Here is an 18,180-nt window from a genome sequence, read left to right as displayed (position 1 = left end):
GGAGCTACAGCCTAATGGGAATTTCGTCGCCAACTTACGTCTTGGCCGTTGCCATACCTCCAATGATGTGGGTCGCTTATCGGTTCTTCTGGAAACGGTATGCCAAGCCGAAAATTCGCTCTCGCCTTGTCCTTGGCAGTGTGTTGTCATTCTGCCTGGGTGTAATCCCGGCATTGATGGTCTGGCAGGCATTGGTAGCCGGTACGGTGCCTTGTAGAAGATGTGCCGCTGGGCTTTTTGCCGCTTCTCACGATCCGTTTCAGTATTGGCTGACGGTCCTAGTTCTGTATGCGGCAGCGATCATGTGCCTAGCGGGCTTTGTTTTCTCCATTGTTTCAATCATGCGCTGGTCACGACATCAACATTGACAAGACGTTTGCGCATCAAATCCGCTAGCACGACGTAATGCATAACCTGCGCTTGCAGATCTGTCATTTGCGTCGTCTCCTTTCTCGCCAGTGGCACGTCGCTGCGCGACACCGCTTGCGTTCGACGACGCAAGCGGTGGCATCCCTCACCTGGATAGGCGATCAGGCCGCCTTATCCAGCGTGGCCATATCGATCACGAAGCGGTACTTCACGTCGCTCTTGAGCATGCGCTCGTAGGCCTCGTTGATCTGGTCGGCGCGGATGGTTTCGATGTCCGAGACGATGTTGTGCTTGGCGCAGAAATCCAGCATTTCCTGGGTCTGGCGGATGCCGCCAATCAGCGAGCCGGCCAGGGTGCGGCGCTTCATCACCAGGTTGAACACCGCCGGCGACGGGTGCGACTGCTCGGGCACGCCCACCAGCACCATGGCGCCGTCGCGCTTGAGCGCGTTGAGGAACGGGTCCAGGTTGTGCGGCGCGGCCACGGTGTTGAGGATGAAGTCCAGGGTGTTGTACTGCGCGGCCATCTGCGCTTCGTCCTTGGAGATCACCACTTCGCTGGCGCCCAGGCGCATCGCATCGGCGCGCTTGCTCTCGGAGGTGGTGAACAGCACCACGGTGGCGCCCATCGCCTTGGCGATCTTCACCGCCATGTGGCCCAGGCCGCCCAGGCCGACCACGCCCACCTTCTGGCCCGGACCCACCTTCCAATGTGCCAGCGGCGAATAGGTGGTAATACCGGCGCACAGCAACGGTGCCACCGCGGCCAGGTTGTCGCTGTGGGTGATGCGCAGCACGTATTTCTGGTCGACCACGATATGGTCGGAATAGCCGCCGTAGGTGTTCTCGCCGCCGCCGAACATCGGCCCGTTGTAGGTGCCGGTGAACCCCTGTTCGCAATACTGTTCTTCGCCTTCCTGGCAGGAGGCGCAGCTGCGGCAGCTGTCGACCATGCAGCCGACACCGGCCAGGTCGCCGACCTTGAAACCGGTGACCGCATTGCCGACGGCGGTCACGCGGCCGACGATCTCGTGGCCGGGCACCGAGGGGTACAGCGTGTTGTGCCATTCGTTGCGTGCGGTATGCAGGTCCGAGTGACACACGCCGCAGTAGGCGATGTCGATCTGCACGTCGTTGGGGCCGGGCGCGCGGCGTTCGAACACGAACGGGGCAAGTGGTTGATCGGCGGCCTGGGCAGCGTAGGCGTGGGCTGTGCTCATGGGAAAACTCCGGGGGGTGTTGCGTCGTCGGCAAGGCGCGCCAACAACGGGGAGAAAGGGTCGGTAGCTTAAAACGCGCAGATGTCGCACTCCTGCGACAGTGCGTCTTACCTGGTCTCTTGCGAACGCGAGCGCAGCAGCATGATGCGCCTTGCGCGTGTTCGCACGCGGTCAAATCCGCGCCATGCGCGTGAATGGCGCACTAACGTGCGAGCTCCCAGACTCACGCAGCAGCAGATGGCGCTGCACCATCTGCGCTGGCCGTGCCCTCCCCCGCGGCCGCCCACGTCGATGCCGAAGGAGACTTCCATGTTCCGCACTCCCCCGCACTTTCCCCGCTTGCGCATCGCCGCGCTCGCGTTGACCTTGCTCGCCGCCACCCCACTGGTCCAGGCCAAGGAGCCGCCCGGCCCGAAGAAGGACACCGCCGGCCTGAAGTATGTCGGAGTCAATCTGTCCGGCGCCGAGTTCAACTCGCGCAAGAAGCCCGGCACCTTGTTCAAGGATTACACCTACCCTGCCGCCTCGGATTTCAGCTATTTCGCCGGCAAAGGCATGAATACGATCCGCCTGCCGTTTCTGTGGGAACGCGTGCAGCCCGAGCTCAATGGTCAGCTGGACCAGGCCCAATTGGGCTTGATCAAGAAGTCGCTTGAAGCAGCCAAGGCCAACAAGCAATACCTGATCCTGGATCTGCACAACTACGCCACGTACAACGGCAAGCGCATCGGCACCAGCGATGTGCCGGCCGGCGCGTTGGCCGATCTGTGGCGCCGGCTGGCGCTGGAGTTCAAGGACGACAAGGCGGTGATCTTCGGGCTGATGAACGAGCCCAATGGCATTTCCGCACCCGACTGGGCCAATGCCGCGCAGGGGGCGATCAACGCGATCCGCAAGACCGGCGCGAAGAACCTGATCCTGGTGCCGGGCACCGCCTACACCGGCGCACACAGCTGGCGCAGCACCAGCTACGGCGTCTCCAACGCAAAGGCGCTGGAAATCCTCAAGGACCCGGGCAACAACCTGGCCTTCGAAGCGCATCAGTACCTGGACAAGGACTACAGCGGCACCAAGCCGGTGTGCACCAGCGACTCGGTAGGCCAAGAAAAGCTGCAGGGCTTCACTTCGTGGTTGCGCGAGAACAAGCAGAAGGGTTTTCTGGGCGAATTCGCCACGGCCAACAATCCGGTCTGCGACAAGGCGCTGGAAGGCATGCTGACCTACATGGAAAAGAACAGCGACGTGTGGCTGGGCTGGACCTGGTGGGCGGCGGGCGCCTGGTGGAAGCCGGACTATCCCTTCAACGTGCAACCGGGCAAGGACGGCAGCGACAAGCCGCAGATGGCGATCCTGAGCAAGTACGCACGCCGCGCCGGCAAGTAAGCAGCGGCGCAGCCAGAGGTGGTCGCAACCAGTGTTGCGGCCACTTTTTTGTCATTGCCGCAGCGCGTGGGGCCGCCTGCTTCGGAGAAGGGCAGACCGCCGCTGGCTCGCTGCGGGCAGCAGAAGGCAGAGGCAATCGCGCGCCAGCTCACGCGCTGCGTGTTGCCGATGTGCGCTGTTCGATCGCATGCAACAGCCCGGTATCGAGCGCTGGCCATATCGTCCATGCGCTGGTGCAACTTGCAGTGCGAGGCTGCCGTCTCGGCGACGCCCTGATGCGACGCCTGCGCGCCACGATGCATGGACGACGCGCGAGCGATCTCATCCAATCCGCGCTATCGCGTCGACGTCCGCACTAAACCTGCGCACTGTCTGCCGCTGTGGCTGGCATTGCCCGGCGACAGCATCGCCAATCAGGCAACCCATCGTGATGGACAGATAGGCGCTGCAGCGCAAAGGCATTGCACGAATGCAGCTGCATTCGCCCGCGATGTACAGCACGCCATCGCGCAGGCGATGCGCGCCACTGTTCGAAGCGTGTGCAAACGGTGCGGTACGTTCGCGCCATGCGTGCGCGCTCTAACACAAGAACTGCGGGTCACTGCACAGCTTGGCCGATTGATCCCTCTCAACCGTGGTTTGTGCGGGCGTATACGCCTAGTCTGGTGATGGACGCGTTGCTGTCTTACATCGAACGAGCTCATACCCGCATCAGCGCGCCGTCCTTGCACAGGTCTTTCGCACGCAGAAGTCTCAGGAGTTCCCCCATGAAATCCCTCACCACGCGTACGCGCCGGCCGCGTTGCCGCGCGCTGTCTTTGCTATTGCTTGCCCTCATGCCGCTCGCGCAGGCGCAAAGCACTTCCGGCCTGAAGTATGCAGGCATCAATCTATCCGGCGCCGAGATCAAATCCTCGCAAAAACCCGGCGTGCTCAACATCGATTATCACTATCCGGCGGCCGACGAATACGCCTACTTCGCCGGCAAGCACATGAACACGGTTCGCCTGCCGATCCTGTGGGAACGGCTGCAGCCAAAAGCGGGCGGCGAGCTGGATCCGGCGCAGCTGGCGTTGATCCGGCAGGCGGTCGCCAACGCCAAGGCGGCCAACATGTACGTGATCGTGGATGTGCACAACTACGCCAAATATTACGGCCACACCATCGGCAGCACGAAAGTGCCGATCAGCACCTTCAACGATCTATGGCGACGGCTGGCGATCGCCTTCAAGAGCGACAACGCCGTGATCTTCGGGCTGATGAACGAGCCTTACGACATCGATCCGCAAGCGTGGGCAAGAGCCGCGCAGGCGTCGATCGACACCATTCGTAAAACCGGTGCAAACAATCTGATTCTGGTGCCGGGTGCGTTATGGACAGGCGCGCATAGCTGGTACTCCACAGTGGCCGGGCAATCCAATGCAGTGGCGATGGCATCCATTCGCGACCCGCTCAATCGGTATGCCATCGAAGCGCATCAATATCTGGATGCCGATTCCAGCGGCACCAGCGGCGGGTGCGTCAGTGCCACGATCGGGGTCGAGCGCCTGCGTAGCTTCACCGAATGGCTGCGCCTGAACAAAAAACGCGGGTTTCTTGCCGAATTCGGTACCGGCAACACGGCCACCTGCAATCTCGCGCTCAACGGCATGCTGGGCTACATGGAATCCAACAGCGATGTGTGGATGGGCTGGTCCTGGTGGGCGGCAGGCGCGTGGTGGAGCAGGGCGTATCCGTTCAACGTGCAACCGGATGCGCAGGGGCGCGACAAGCCGCAGATGTCGATATTGGGCCCACGTGCGCGCCGGATTACCGATTAAGCGCGACCAACGCGCCTAGCAAATAGTCGTCAGCTGGGCGCGGATGGCACGCAAACCACACCGTAGATGTGTCCACGCAAACGCCTGCGGCGCCCGCCTGACGCCCGCGCGCAGGTGCTTTCGCTGCTGTTCGCAACGACAGCGCCAGTGCAGGCACGTGCGGGCGCCGCAGGCAATCGTCATCACACGTCGCTCTTCCATCCGGTAGCGAGCGCGCTTTCTACCGGGCTGAGCATTGCCGCGATTGGCCACTTTTCCTGGTCTTTTCGCGGAAAGATCGAGGCAGCCTATGCCTGCAACCTCGGTGGCACTTCAATGCGGCATGGCGTCATGGACATGACGTCATGCCACTGACGGCAGGCGCTTCCATACGACGCAAAGTCGACAGCACGGACGAACCCACGCCGCACTTGCGCAAATACCGGCCCATATCTCGCGCTTTTGTGCGGCCTATCAATCTCGACAACGCGCCTTGCAGAGTGTGACTGCGATGCAGTTCGCATATTGGCGCTGAACTGGCCACCGGCAGCAATTGGGCACGGCTGATGCATTGACTCAGACCGATGCAGTGCATCGCGCGTAACGCGCATGCACTTACCTGCATCGCCCCCCGTCTGAGGAGTTGTGTCATGTCTGCTGTCTGCTTTTCGTTGCGCGCGCTACTGCGCTCTACGCTGCTTTTCATCGTGTTCGGGAGCCTGTCGCTGGCCCACGCGCAGACGCGCGCGCTCACTTATGCCGGCGTCAATCTGTCAGGTGCCGAGTACGCATCTTCCAAGAAGCCCGGAGTCCTCAACAAGGACTATATGTACCCCGCGACCAACGATTACACCTATTTCGCCGGTGTCGGCATGAATACCATCCGCCTGCCGATCCTGTGGGAGCGGCTGCAGCCCAGCGCGAACGGCGAACTGGACCCGGCACAGCTCGCGTTGCTGCAGCAGGCGGTGGCACGCGCCAAGGCAGCCGGTATGTATCTGCTCATCGATATCCACAACTACGCCAAGTATTACGGCTACAAGATCGGCGGCCCGGAAGTACCGGTGGCCACGTTTACCGATCTCTGGCGTCGTCTGGCGCTGGCGTTCAACAGCGACAACGCGGTGATGTTCGGGCTGATGAATGAGCCCAACAATATTTCGGCCAGCGAATGGGCCGGCGCAGCGCAGGCCGCCATCGATGCCATCCGCAGGACCGGTGCCAATAACCTGATTCTGGTGCCCGGCGCATTGTGGACCGGCGCGCACAGTTGGTATTCCCCCACGAGCGATGGCTATTCCAACGCCACCGCGCTGACCGCCATCTACGACCCGCTCAATCGCTACGCCTTCGAAGTGCACCAGTATCTGGATGCCGATTCCAGCGGCACCAGCAGCACCTGTGTCAGCAGCACCATCGGCGCCGAGCGCCTGCGCAACTTCACGCAGTGGCTGCGCACCAACCGCAAGCGCGGCTTTCTGGGCGAATTCGGCACCGCCAACAATGCGGTGTGCAACCAGGCGCTGCAAGGCATGTTGGCACACATGGAAACCAATGCAGACGTGTGGCTGGGCTGGACCTGGTGGGCGGCCGGTTCGTGGTGGAACCTCAGTTACGCGTACAACGTGCACCCCAACAAGGACGGCACCGACAAGCCGCAGATGGCGATCCTGTCGCCACAGGCCGCACTCGCCACGCGTGCGCCGGTTGCGACTGCCGCAGCGCGCAGCTCCGCTGCATCGACCTCGGCAACAAGCACATCCGCTGCACGCACGACACGCTGATGCCAAGCAAAGCCGCCGCAAGGCGGCTTTTCCAGCGCACGCAGCGCGCGGGCACACGGCGTTGGCAAGGTGAGAAGCACACGCACGTTGCTGCGATTGCGATCGTGGATAACACACGATGCGTGCTCAGCCGCGACATCCGCGTCGATGTAAACATCGCGTGCATCGCAGGTGAGCAAGCACCTCGGCGTTTCAGCTAACTGAACTTTCGTTGCGGCCGCTTGCCCGTTTTTCACCTGATGGCGATAGGCCGCCCTCCAGCATGAGCGCACTTCACTGCAGGAGCATTCCCATGACACAGCCATTGATGAAGACCGCACTGATCGGCGCCCTTGCCTTGCTGTCGCAGGGTGCGTTGGCACAGGCGGCCGACAAGCCGGCCAAGGCGCTCACCTCCGGTGAGGTCACCAGCATGCTCACCGCAAAGGGCTACACCAAGGTGCACGACGTCAAGTTCGAGCATGGCGTCTGGACGGCAGACGCGCGTAGCGGCGACGGCAAGGACGTGGACGTGCACATCGATCCGGTGACCGGCCGCGTCTATGGCGACCAGACCACCTCCAAGCTCAGCGAAGCCGACGTGCGCGCGTCGCTCTCCACCGGCGGCTATGCCGATGTGCACGACCTCAAGTTCAAGGATGGCCTGTGGAAGGCCGATGCCAAGCGCAACGGGCAGAAAGTCGAACTGCACGTGGATCCGGAAGACGGTCACGTGGTGAGCGTGGAGAACGATTGAGTGGCGCACGTCTCGTTCGCCTGCCAGGCGGGTAGGGTAGATTGAGCGTCGCAGAGCATGCGCGATTGCCGCATGGCCATGCGTCCCATCCATGGGCTGAGATGTAAGGTCAGTGCAGCAGGCCCCTGATCGCGCAAGATCGCAGCTGCACGATGTGGCGTGGCTGATCGCCAGAGGCCTCATATGAGGCAACAATGCAAAAGGCCTCCGGTGGGAGGCCTTTTGCGTAACAGATTGGTTTCCAGCGATGGTCGCGCAAGGCAGGTCGCTGACGCAGTGGTGCCACACCGTGCGGCAATGACGGCGCGGCGGCCTCAGCGTGGAGATTGGGCCTTGTGCGTCTGCGTGGCCGCGCTGTCAGCGTCGGCCGGCTGCGCGCTCGCCGCGCTCGCGCCAGGCTTGCCGGCCATCATGCGATCGCGCGCGGCCTTGAACGGGTTGCCGGGGTACCAGTTGGGCCAACGTTCGCCGGCAGCGACCTCCTTGCCCACGCCATAGACCACCTGCAGGTCTTCGATGGTGCCATCGAGCTTCCAGGTGGCGGCGTCGTATTCGTCGCCCGGGGCGTGATAACGATGGCGTCCGTAGTCCTCGGCCGCGGCACGTCCGGCGGCAGTGCCGCCCTCGCGCAGGTCTTCGCCGCCATCGGCATACAACGCCGGCACGCCGGCCTTGGCGAAGTTGAAGTGATCCGAGCGGAAGTACGAGCCGCTTTGCGGGGTGGCTTCTGCGTGCAGGGTGCGCCCCTGCATGGCGGCGATCGGCTTGAGGATGTCCTCCAGCTCCGAGCTGCCCATGCCCACCACGGTGACATCGCGTGCGCGCCCGGCCACCGACATCGCATCCAGATTGATCACCGCCGCGATCTTGTCCAGCGGGAAGCTCGGGTTGGCCACGTAATACTTGGAACCGAGCAGGCCCGATTCTTCCAGCGTGACCGCCAGGAACACCACCGAGCGCGCCGGCTTGGGATCCTGGTGCGCGAATGCATCGGCGATTTCCAGGATGCCGGCCACGCCGGTGGCGTTGTCCACCGCGCCGTTGTAGATGTTGTCGCCGCGTTCGCCCGGATGCTTGCCCAGGTGGTCCCAGTGCGCCATGTACAGCACCGCCTCGTCGGCGTGGCTGGTGCCCGGCAGCACGCCGACCACATTACGCGAGGTCTTGGCCGCGATGGTGCTCTTGAGATCGACCGACCAGCTGGCCTTCAACGGCACCGGCTTGAAGCCGCGCTTGCTGGCGTCCTTGTAGGCCTGCGCCAGGTCCAATCCGGCGTTGGCGAACAATTGCTTGGCGGTTTCGGCGCTGATCCAGCCCTGCACCGGCAGACGCGGGTCGGGGTCGTCCTTGGCCGGCAAGTCGTATTGCGGGCCGGACCAGGAATTTTTCACCACGTCCCAGCCGTAGCTGGCGCCGGGCGTGTCGTGCACGATCAACGCCGCAGCCGCGCCCTTGCGTGCGGCTTCTTCGAACTTGTAAGTCCAGCGCCCGTAGTAGGTCATGCGCTTGCCATCGAACAACTTGGCATCGTCGGTGTGGAAGCCCGGGTCGTTGACGAACATCACCACCGTCTTGCCCTTCCACTCCTGGCCGGCATAGTCGTTCCACTGCTGCTCGGGTGCGTCCACGCCGTATCCGACGAACACCAGCTCGCTGTTGTCCAGCTTGACCTCGGCCTGGCCGGAGCGCGTGCCGACCACGATGTCGGTGCCGAAGGCGAGGGTGCGGGTCTGCTCGCCGCTGCGCAGGCTGGGCGCGGTGGATGCATCGGCGGTGGTTTCCACCATCGGCACTTCCTGGAACCAGCTGTCGCCATTGCCCGGCTGCAGCCCGATGCGCTGCATCTGGTCGCGGATGTAGGTCACGGTCTTTTCTTCGCCCGGCGTCCCCGGGCCGCGGCCTTCGAAGTCGTCCGACGCCAGTGTCTTGACCAGTTCGGCGAAGTCGCCCGTGGTCATTTCCGGGGAGAAGGTGTGGCGGCTGACCGGCGCGGTGGGCGCGCTCTCGGTCGGCGTCTGCGCGGCAGGCGCACCGGGCGCAGCGGCGGGTTCGCGTTTGCAGCCGGCCAGGGCCAGCGTCGCGGCCAGGCACAACAGGATCTTGCGGGGCATCGGAACTCCTCGTGCGGCGGAATCCCGATCTTAGAGCGTGCGTCGGACGGCGGGGTGAGCGCGCGGCTGCGTGTACTGCGGTTGCATGGCGGGCCGGGCAGGGCGCCTGGAGCGTGCGCCCTGGATCCGGCGCACGCACCGGCAGGTGCACGCTGCGTTGGTCAGTCCTTCGGTGCGACGTCGCTGTCGAAGCTGCGCGCGGTGGCGCCGCTCACCGCGCCGATCTTGGCGCTGCGGTGCACGTACAGGTTGACCTCGCGCTCGAAGTGCAACGGCCCATCGACCACCGCATCCGGGCCGATCACCACGCGCGGCTTGCGCGAGGGCTGGAACGAAAAACCGAAGCTCGGCTTGCTCACTTCGATGCCGCCGCGCACATGCGACCCCACCCCGACAGTGATGTCGCCGTTGACCGTCTCGATGCCCTTGCCGAGCTCGGTTCCCACCAGCCCGATGCTGCCATTGACCGTTTCCACGCCGCCGCTGATCTGGCTGCCACGCTCGGCCAGGATGCTGCCGTTGACCGTCTCCAGCCCGCCGGACACGGTGACTTTCTGGCCCAGCGTGATCGAGCCGTTGACCGTTTCCACGCCACCGGTGCGCGCGTTGTCGCCGATGCGGATGCCGCCATTGACGGTTTCCACGTTCTTGGTTTGCGCACCGGCACCGATCTCGATGGAGCCGTTGACCGTTTCCAGGGCGCCGTAGGTCTTGCCGGCATCTGCGCTGATCTTGCCGTTGACCTTGCTGACGTCCTCCTCGGCCCAGGCGCTCGTGCAGACCAGGGACAGTGCCAGGAGGAGAATTTGGGGCTTCATGCTGAACCTCGCGCGGCGGCGGTAGTCTGGGGCGTGGCGGCGATCACATCATGCTTGGCTACAATCGCGCACCTGCCTGAAGTCACTGGATCTTTCGTTGCCCCCTTCGTCCGCACCGCTGCCGCGCCTGCCGCTCGCTCCCGCCACCGGCCGTGGGTGGATGTGGCTGGCGGCGGGTGTGCTGGCCTGCACGTTGCTGGGCAGCGTGGGCGCAAGCGCGCAGAGCCAGCGCGAGACCGAGCGCAAACTGCAGCAGCTGCGCGATGAGCTCAAGACCATCAGCGCCGATCGGCGCGAACTGGAAGGCAAACGCGGCACTGCTGCGCAACAGCTACGCCAGGCCGACGAGAAAGTGGCCAAGACCGCACGCGCCTTGAGCGAAACCGAAGCGGCGATGCGCGCGCAGGAACAGCATCTGTCCACCCTGCAGCAGGAACGCGCGCAGTTGCAGCGCGGCCTGCAGAGCCAGCGCACGCAGCTGGCGGCATTGTTGCGCGCTGCCGATCAGGTGGGCCGCAATGCACCGTTGAAGGTGCTGCTGTCGCAGGACACGGTGGGCGATGCCACGCGCATGCTGGCCGATCACCGCTATGTGCAAAACGCACGTGCGCAACGCATCCACGCCCTGACCACGCAACTGGATACCCTGGCGAAAGTGGAACAGGACATCGCCACCCGGCGCCAGGCGCTGGATGCCGCACGCGCGCAGCAGAAGGCGCAGGCGGCCACGCTGCAGAAGGACCGCTCGCAACAGGCGGCCACCGTCGCGCAGCTGGACGATCGCTACAAGCAGCGCGCCGAGCGCGAAAAGGCAATCGGCCAGGACGCCAAGGCGCTGGAACAACTGCTCGCCAATCTGCGCGCAGCGGCCGCCAAGGCCGAAGCCGAACGGCGCGCTGCCGCAAAACGCGCTGCCGCCGAAGCCGCCGCGCAGGCCAAACGCAGCAAAACCGAGCGTTCCGATCGCCCCGGCAAGACCCCGCCCAAGGTGGTCGCCAACGCACCGGCCCCCAAGGTCGGTGGGCTCAGCTGGCCAGTGGCGGGCAATCTGCTGGCGCGCTTCAACGCCACCTTGCCCGATGGCCACACCAGCAAGGGCGTGCTGATCGGCGCGCCCAAGGGCACCACCGTGACCGCAGTGGCCGATGGCACGGTGGTGTTTTCCGACTGGATGACCGGCTACGGCATGATCCTGATCGTGGACCACGGCAACGGCTACATGAGCCTGTACGCGCATAACGACACCTTGCTGCGCGATGCCGGCGCATCGATCAAACGTGGCGACGCGGTCGCCAAGGTCGGCAGTTCGGGCGGGCAGGGCGTGCCGGCGCTGTACTTCGAATTGCGACGCAACGGGCAGCCGGTGGATCCATCGAGCTGGCTGCAACGCCGCTGAGCGCCGCGCACCGCCCGCGATTCAACGCGGATTTACCGCTGCTTCGCGCATAATCCGGTCAGCTCCGCGCTGCGGGGCGCCTTATCTCTTTGTCGGAGTGCTTCATGCGCGTAGCCGTCCTGTCCGTTGCCCTGTCGCTGGCCCTGTTCGCGTCGCCTGGTTGGGCGCAGAAGGCCGGCCCCGCCGCCGCCCAGGCCAGCGCGGACGACCCGGAAGCCAATGAAGCCGCTGTTTCCAAGGTGCCGCTGGATGAGATCCGCCGTTTCGTGGCGGTCTACAACGCGGTCAAGCAGGCCTACGTCGACCCGGTCGAAGACAAGAAGCTGATGCACTCCGCCGTGCGCGGCCTGCTCTCGGACCTGGACCCGCACAGCACCTATTTCGACAAGGAAGATGCCGAAGCCTTCGACGAACAGGCCACCGGCGCCTACGACGGCATCGGCGTGGAATTGCTACAGCAGCAGGACAACACCCTCAAGGTGATCGCGCCGATCGACGACACCCCGGCCGCGCGCGCCGGCATCCGCGCCGGCGATGTGATCGTGGCCATCGACGGCAAGCCGATCGATGCCAGCAAGGCGATGGAGCCGCTGCGCGGCGAATCCGGCAGCAAGGTCGTGTTGACCATCATGCGCGACAAGACGCCCAAGCCGTTCGATGTGACCCTTCAGCGCGAAACCATCCGCGTGGCCAGCGTGCGCAGCAAGCTGCTGGAGCCGGGCTACGGCTACATCCGCATCAGCACCTTCCAGGCCGACACCGGTGCCGATTTCCAGAAGAACCTCAAGCAGCTGCAGGCCGGCGGCAAGTTGCGCGGGCTGGTGCTGGACCTGCGCAGCAACCCCGGCGGTCTGCTGACCTCGGCGGTGCAGGTGGCCGACGATCTGCTGGACAAGGGCAATATCGTCAGCACGCGCGGGCGCATCTCGATCAGCGATGCCAAGTTCGACGCCACTCCGGGCGATCTGCTGAGCGGCGCACCGGTCGTGGTGCTGGTGGATGCCGGTTCGGCCAGCGCGTCGGAAGTGCTGGCCGGCGCGCTGCGCGATAACAAGCGCGCACGCATCATCGGTAGCCGCACCTTCGGCAAGGGCTCGGTGCAGACCGTGCTGCCGCTGGACAACGGCGACTCGGTCAAGCTCACCACCGCGCGCTATTACACGCCCAGCGGCAAGTCGATCCAGGCCAGCGGCATCGTGCCGGACGTACTGCTCACCCCCGAACCGCAACCCGGGGATGCCGATGTGTCGGCCAGCCTGACCGACTACAGCGAAGCCACCTTGCCGGGCCACCTGCGCGGCGACGACGAAGGCGAAGAGGGCTACAGCGCCGGCGACGTACTGCCGGGCGACGGCCCGATCGCCGAAGCCCTGGCCGAACTCAAGCAACCCGGCTCCGCCGCCAAGGCGCAGGCTGCACGCAAAGCCAAGGCGCAGGCCGCGCAGAAGGCCAAGCCAGCCAAGACCGGTGCCGATCCCAAGCCCGCCGCAGCGCGCCCGGCGACCACGGACAAGCCCACATCGGCCGAACCGGCAGGCAAGGCCAAGCCGGCCACTGCACCCGCAGCGCCAGCCGAACCGGTGCAGCCGGGGCCGCCAAAGGACACGCCAGCGTCCACCGAACCGGGCAACTAAGAGCGGCCCATGCAACGTCGTGGCCCGTCGTCAGGCGGGTTTGGTCGTCTCGCAGAGGATTGGTGTGGGAGTGGTGCATGCGGCACCCAACATCAATCGCCGCTCACCTGGCAGCAGCGCGCGCGGCTGGTCGGCTGCTTCCGGGCCGCGCTCACCCAGCGGGGAATCACACCCGCTGGGTTGTTGCCAACACCTCAGGATTGACCAGGTTGCGCGGTGTGCCCGCCGCGAACGCCAGCACGTTATCGAACGCCGCGGCGAAATACAGCGCGTAGCTGTCGCGCTCCACGTACCCCAGATGCGGTGTCGCCAGCACGCGCGCATGCCGCAGCAGCGGATCGCGCGGGTCCAGCACCGGCTCGTGCTCGAACACATCCAGCGCGGCCTGCGCCGGCCGGCCCGCGTCCAACGCAGCGAGCAGGGCGCCAGGGGCGATCAACTCGGCACGGCTGGTGTTGACCAGCAACGCGTCGGCGCGCATGCGCGCCAGATCCTGTGCGGTGATGTCATGACGTGTCTGCGCAGTCAGGCGCCGATGCAGCGACAGCACGTCGCTGCGTTCGAACAGTTCCTCGCGGCTGCCCGCAACCGCGAACCCATCGCGCGCTGCCTGCGCACAGGATGCCGCCCCGCCCCACACCAGCACCTGCATGCCGAACGCGCGCCCGAAGCTGGCCACGCGTTGGCCAATCCGCCCATAACTCCAAATCCCCAGCGTGCGCCCATGCAGCACGCGGCCCAGGCCGGGATCGCCAAGCGCCTGCCAGCGTCCCTGCTGCAATGCATGCTGGTAGTCGGTCAGCCGACGGCTGGCCGACAGGATCAGCGCCCAGGTCAGCTCGGCCGGCGCCACCGGCGAGCCGACGCCTTCGGCCACCGCCACACCCGATGCGGTGCACGCCGCCACATCCACATGCGCGCCAACGCGCCCGGTCTGGCTGATCAGTTTCAACCGCGGCAGCCGTTGCAGCAGCGCCGCATCCACGCGCGTGCGTTCGCGGATCAATACCAATGCGTCGGCGTCGGCCAGAGATGCGGCACGCGCGTCGAGCTCCGCGTCCAACGCGCCGAGCACCTGCACCGGGTGGCCCTGCATCTGCTGCAGGCAGGGCAGCTGAGCGACGGCGCCCTGGTAGTCGTCGGGCACCACAATGCGCATCAGCGTGGCTTGATCGGCGAGGGGAACGGGGTGACCACCTTGTCGCCGGTGGTGGCATCGCGAATCACCGACTGGCCTTTTTTCTCCACTTCTTCGATCCGCACGATGCTCTGCATCGGCAGGTGCAAGGTCTTGGTATTGCCGAATTCCTCGCGCAGGCGTTCTTCGGTGGGGTCCACCACCAGCCCGTCGTGCACGTCGAACACTAGCTCGCCGATCTGGTTGAAGCCCCACAGATGGCTGCCGGTGACCTCACGCGCGTAGAGCTCGTACACCTTGCCGTGATTGAGGAAGGTGACTTTGTACAGAGACTTGGACATGCACACGATTATAGGCGCGCGCCTGGACAGCGACGTGCGCGGCATCGTGCCGGTACCTCGGCCACGCATGGGGTGCGGCCTGCCGCTACAGCCCGGATGCTGCGCGGCTCAGAAACCGTGGCGCTTGCGCAGCCGCCGCGCGATTGCCGCGCGCACGTACAGGCCGTACACGATGCCGAACACGAAGCCGGCGATGTGTGCCGACCACGCCACCATGCCGAACGCCGGGCCGATATAGGCGAACACCACCTGCAGCAGTGCCCAGGCGCCGATCAACAGCGGCGCCGGCACACGAATGAATTCCAGAAACACGCCCAGCGGCAGCACCACGCCCAGCTTGGCGCCCGGAAACAGCGCCAGGTACGTGCCGATCAACGCCGACACCGCACCCGAGGCGCCGATGATCACCCGGTCCGGCGTGCCGATGGCAAAGATCGCCGCCAGGTTGGAGGCCGCGCCGCCGACCAGAAACAGCAGCAACAACCGCCACGGGCCCAGGATGCGTTCGGCCGGCAGCCCGAAGATCAGCAGGAACACCAGGTTGCCGAGCAGATGCGACCAGTCCGCGTGCAGGAACAGCGCCGTGAACAGGCGCAGCACGCTGCCGTCGCGCAAGGTGGCCCACCAGTCGCCCAGATTGGAGACCCCGCTGGAGAGCGCGCCCCAGTCCAGCCACAACGTATTGCGCGCCTCGCCCGGCCGGCTGATCGACCACAGATACGCCAGCCACACCGTGGCGAACAGCAACGGCACTGCCCAGCGCGGGGTGGGTTTCTTGCGGGAAGGAAGAGAGACGAACATCGGACGGCGACAATAGCCGGTCCACGCTGCTGAACCCAGCCCTAACCTGACGGCACGTTCAGCGCGCGCCTCGTTATTGTTCGGTTAATCGTCATGGGTATACTGCGTACGGCGTCGTATGTCGGGGGGGGGTCTCCGGCGCGCTCCGGGCACTGGATTGGTGCTGGACGCGGGCGCTGAACCGACCATTGCAGTCCTTATCCGGAGAGCTACAACTTATGTCTACCGCTTCCACTCTCAGCCGCGCCACCCTGTTGGCCGTCGGTATCGCTGGCGTGCTGGCCGTTGGTCAGGCGCACGGCGCCGCGTTCCAGCTGAAGGAAAACAGCGCCAAGGGCCTTGGCCGCGCATTCGCAGGTTCGGGCAGCGCCCCGGATGATGCCTCCATCATCGCCAACAACCCGGCAGGCATGCGCCAGCTGGACGGTCGCCTGTTCCAGGCCGACGTCAGCGCCATCAGCTTCTCGGCCAAGTTCCAGCCCGACACCGCGGCCTACGCCAACGGCGCTCCGGTCTCCGGCGGCAACGGCGGCGACGCCGGCATGATCGCGCCGGTCCCGGCGATGTACTTCCACGTGCCGTTCGGCGAGAACGACAACATGCACCTGGGCACCTCGCTGACCGTGCCGTTCGGCTTCAAGACCGAATACGACCGCGACTGGGTCGGCCGCTACCACGGCACCAAGACCGAGCTGCAGGCGATCGACTTCAACGTCGCGTTCTCCTATGACGTGAACCCGTACGTGTCCTTCGGTGCCTCGGTGTTCGCCGAGCGTCTGGATATCGACCTGGCCAACGCCGTGGATTTCGGCAGCGTGCTGGCTGCGCGCCGCGTGCCGGGCTTCGCGCCGGGCAGCGCCGATGGCTACTCGCGCATCAAGGGCGACAGCACCGAAGTGGGCTTCACCCTGGGCGGCTTGTTCAGCATCGACGAGAACACCCACATCGGCTTCAGCTACCGCTCGCAGGTGGAACACAAGATCACCGACGGCACCGCCGACTTCACCGTGCCGGGCAGTGCTGCCGCCGTGCTGGGCGTAGCCGCGCCGGGTACCTTCGTCGACACCAAGGGCCGCGCCACCGTCAAGCTGCCGGCCAGCGCCACCGCCAGCTTCACGCATAACGTGAACGAGCAGTGGTCGATCATGGCCGACGTCACCCGCACCGCCTGGAGCAAGTTCGACCAGGTCACCGTGGACTTCGCCTCCAACCAGCCCGATAGCGTGCTGGACTTCTCCTACCGCGACACCACCTTCGCCTCGATCGGTGCCGACTACCGCATGAGCGACACGGTGACCCTGCGCGGCGGCCTGGCGTACGACCAGACCCCGACCACGGCCGAACACCGCGACGTGCGCGTGCCGGACGCGAGCCGCAAGTGGGTTTCGCTGGGTATGAGCTGGCGTCCGTCGGCGCAGACCGAGTACAACTTCGGCTACACCCACCTGTTCACCAGCGACCCGACCAGCGACACCCGCAGCGCCACCGGCGACCGTCTGGCCGGCAGCTACGACGTGAAGGGCGACGTGCTGGCCGCTTCGATCAACTACAAGTTCTGATCGCCGCAGCACGCGTTGCGTGACGAAAAACCCCGCTTCGGCGGGGTTTTTCTTTGGCGCCTTGCATGCTCCAGCCACGACACGGGCAACCAGCAACAAGCAACAAGCAACAAGCAAAGCAGGCAGGACACATCGCCTCGGCACCGCGCTTGCCCACCGTGTGCGGTGGCGCCACCTGGCCACGCACGGGTGATCCCGACAACCTCGCGTGCTGATCCCCCGGCACGCACCGCCTGTCGAACGCTGCAGCCGGCGCGCCGGATTGCTATGGTCAGGCGCATGAGCCAACCCGACTTCATCCAGATCACCGACAACGCCATCGCGCGCGAGGAGTGCGTGGCCATCGTGCACCGCATGCGCCAGAGCCAGCAGCTGCATCCCGGCCGCATCGGTGGCGGCGTCTTTCCCGACCTCAAACACAGCCGCGACCTGCGCATCAGTGGGATGGCCGAATGGGCGGAAGTGGAAAACCGCCTGCAACAGGCCGTGTTCGATGGCGTGCTCACGTATCTGCGGCAGTATCCGCAGGCGTTGATTTCACCGCTGATGCTGCAGGTCACCACCGCCGATGGCACAGCGCATCGCCTGGTGGCCGAGGATATCGTGCAGATGAGCGACCAGGCGCTGGGCGATCTGGCACGTACCTGCCTGCGCCCGGGTGCGATCAATCTGCAGTGGTATACCGCCGACCAGGGCGGCTACCCGTACTGGCATTGCGAGCTGTATCCGCGCGATGCCAATGCCGACACGCTGCATCGCCATCTGCTGTGGACGCTGTATCTCAACGAGGAATTCGAGCAGGGCGAAACCGAATTCCTGTTCCAGCAACGCAAGGCGCGCCCACGCACCGGCAGCCTGCTGATCGCTCCCACCGCCTTCACCCACACCCACCGCGGCAACCGCCCGCTCGGCGGCGACAAGTTCATTGCCACCAGCTGGATTCTGTTTCAGTCGGCGCAGGCGCTTTACGGCGGGGATTAGGGAATCGGGAATAGGGAATGGGGAATCGCAACGGCGGCGCTTTCTGCTGTTGCTGTTGCTGTTGCTTTCCCGTTTCCGTTTCCCGTTTCCCGATTCTCCATTCCCCCGCT

General features: G+C 65.1%; 15 protein-coding genes. 9 read left to right on the top strand and 6 right to left on the bottom strand.

Features of this window, described 5'->3' with window-relative positions:
* Nucleotides 1-530 precede the first annotated feature (530 nt).
* Nucleotides 531-1,589, bottom strand: a complete 1,059-nt coding sequence (locus J7396_RS19475; protein WP_008572924.1) for an NAD(P)-dependent alcohol dehydrogenase — start codon at nucleotides 1,587-1,589, stop codon at nucleotides 531-533.
* A 309-nt stretch (nucleotides 1,590-1,898) separates the two neighbouring features.
* Here J7396_RS19475 and J7396_RS19470 point away from each other — a divergent pair, with 309 nt between their 5' ends.
* From J7396_RS19470 to J7396_RS19450, 5 genes are all read left to right on the top strand, one after another.
* Entirely contained in the window at nucleotides 1,899-2,972 is a 1,074-nt protein-coding gene (locus J7396_RS19470; protein ID WP_033837217.1) for a glycoside hydrolase family 5 protein, read from the top strand.
* A gap of 767 nt (nucleotides 2,973-3,739) precedes the next feature.
* Entirely contained in the window at nucleotides 3,740-4,792 is a 1,053-nt protein-coding gene (locus tag J7396_RS19465; RefSeq protein ID WP_014088879.1) for a glycoside hydrolase family 5 protein, read from the top strand.
* Nucleotides 4,793-4,858: 66 nt separating this feature from the next.
* Complete coding sequence (locus tag J7396_RS19460) at nucleotides 4,859-5,146, top strand: hypothetical protein (RefSeq protein ID WP_011345789.1); 288 nt, start codon at nucleotides 4,859-4,861, stop codon at nucleotides 5,144-5,146.
* A 275-nt stretch (nucleotides 5,147-5,421) separates the two neighbouring features.
* Nucleotides 5,422-6,555, top strand: a complete 1,134-nt coding sequence (locus tag J7396_RS19455) for a glycoside hydrolase family 5 protein (protein WP_008572930.1) — start codon at nucleotides 5,422-5,424, stop codon at nucleotides 6,553-6,555.
* A gap of 292 nt (nucleotides 6,556-6,847) precedes the next feature.
* On the top strand, nucleotides 6,848-7,291 hold the full coding sequence (locus J7396_RS19450; protein WP_014088878.1) for a PepSY domain-containing protein: 444 nt from the start codon (nucleotides 6,848-6,850) through the stop codon (nucleotides 7,289-7,291).
* 314 nt (nucleotides 7,292-7,605) lie between these two features.
* Here the strand turns inward: J7396_RS19450 and J7396_RS19445 are convergent, their stop codons facing one another.
* The gene (locus tag J7396_RS19445) at nucleotides 7,606-9,402 is read right to left on the bottom strand and encodes a M28 family metallopeptidase (protein ID WP_029818099.1); all 1,797 of its coding nucleotides are present in this window, start codon (nucleotides 9,400-9,402) and stop codon (nucleotides 7,606-7,608) included.
* Nucleotides 9,403-9,563: 161 nt separating this feature from the next.
* A complete protein-coding gene (locus tag J7396_RS19440; protein ID WP_008572935.1) occupies nucleotides 9,564-10,220 on the bottom strand; it encodes a hypothetical protein in 657 nt (218 codons plus the stop codon).
* Between the two features lie 97 nt (nucleotides 10,221-10,317).
* On the opposite strand from J7396_RS19440, the gene J7396_RS19435 reads away from it, so the two are divergent.
* Together J7396_RS19435 and J7396_RS19430 are read left to right on the top strand one after the other, a co-directional pair.
* Complete coding sequence (locus J7396_RS19435; protein ID WP_209261948.1) at nucleotides 10,318-11,616, top strand: peptidoglycan DD-metalloendopeptidase family protein; 1,299 nt, start codon at nucleotides 10,318-10,320, stop codon at nucleotides 11,614-11,616.
* Between the two features lie 104 nt (nucleotides 11,617-11,720).
* Nucleotides 11,721-13,250 carry a S41 family peptidase gene (locus tag J7396_RS19430; RefSeq protein WP_209261947.1) on the top strand — a complete coding sequence of 510 codons (1,530 nt, stop codon included), beginning with the start codon at nucleotides 11,721-11,723 and terminating at the stop codon, nucleotides 13,248-13,250.
* Nucleotides 13,251-13,416: 166 nt separating this feature from the next.
* Here J7396_RS19430 and J7396_RS19425 read toward each other — a convergent pair whose 3' ends face one another.
* From J7396_RS19425 to J7396_RS19415, 3 genes are all read right to left on the bottom strand, one after another.
* Nucleotides 13,417-14,409: a D-2-hydroxyacid dehydrogenase family protein gene (locus J7396_RS19425; RefSeq protein ID WP_057682033.1), complete on the bottom strand. Its 993-nt coding sequence runs from the start codon at nucleotides 14,407-14,409 to the stop codon at nucleotides 13,417-13,419.
* Complete coding sequence (locus J7396_RS19420; protein WP_008572943.1) at nucleotides 14,409-14,729, bottom strand: DUF1820 family protein; 321 nt, start codon at nucleotides 14,727-14,729, stop codon at nucleotides 14,409-14,411. Before J7396_RS19420 ends, J7396_RS19425 begins: the two co-directional genes overlap by 1 nt.
* A 108-nt stretch (nucleotides 14,730-14,837) precedes the next feature.
* The gene (locus J7396_RS19415) at nucleotides 14,838-15,530 is read right to left on the bottom strand and encodes a rhomboid family intramembrane serine protease (protein ID WP_003482177.1); all 693 of its coding nucleotides are present in this window, start codon (nucleotides 15,528-15,530) and stop codon (nucleotides 14,838-14,840) included.
* A gap of 218 nt (nucleotides 15,531-15,748) precedes the next feature.
* Between J7396_RS19415 and J7396_RS19410 the strand changes: the two genes are divergently transcribed.
* Nucleotides 15,749-17,089 (top strand): outer membrane protein transport protein, encoded by a 1,341-nt coding sequence (locus J7396_RS19410; RefSeq protein WP_011345782.1) that lies wholly within the window; start codon nucleotides 15,749-15,751, stop codon nucleotides 17,087-17,089.
* 279 nt (nucleotides 17,090-17,368) lie between these two features.
* Nucleotides 17,369-18,070 carry a 2OG-Fe(II) oxygenase gene (locus J7396_RS19405; protein ID WP_209261946.1) on the top strand — a complete coding sequence of 234 codons (702 nt, stop codon included), beginning with the start codon at nucleotides 17,369-17,371 and terminating at the stop codon, nucleotides 18,068-18,070.
* Nucleotides 18,071-18,180 lie beyond the last annotated feature (110 nt).

The organism is Xanthomonas sp. A1809 (assembly GCF_017746015.1).
Lineage (GTDB): Bacteria > Pseudomonadota > Gammaproteobacteria > Xanthomonadales > Xanthomonadaceae > Xanthomonas > Xanthomonas euvesicatoria.
Note: the sequence above shows the minus strand (reverse complement) of the source record. Positions and strands in the feature narration are given on the sequence as shown.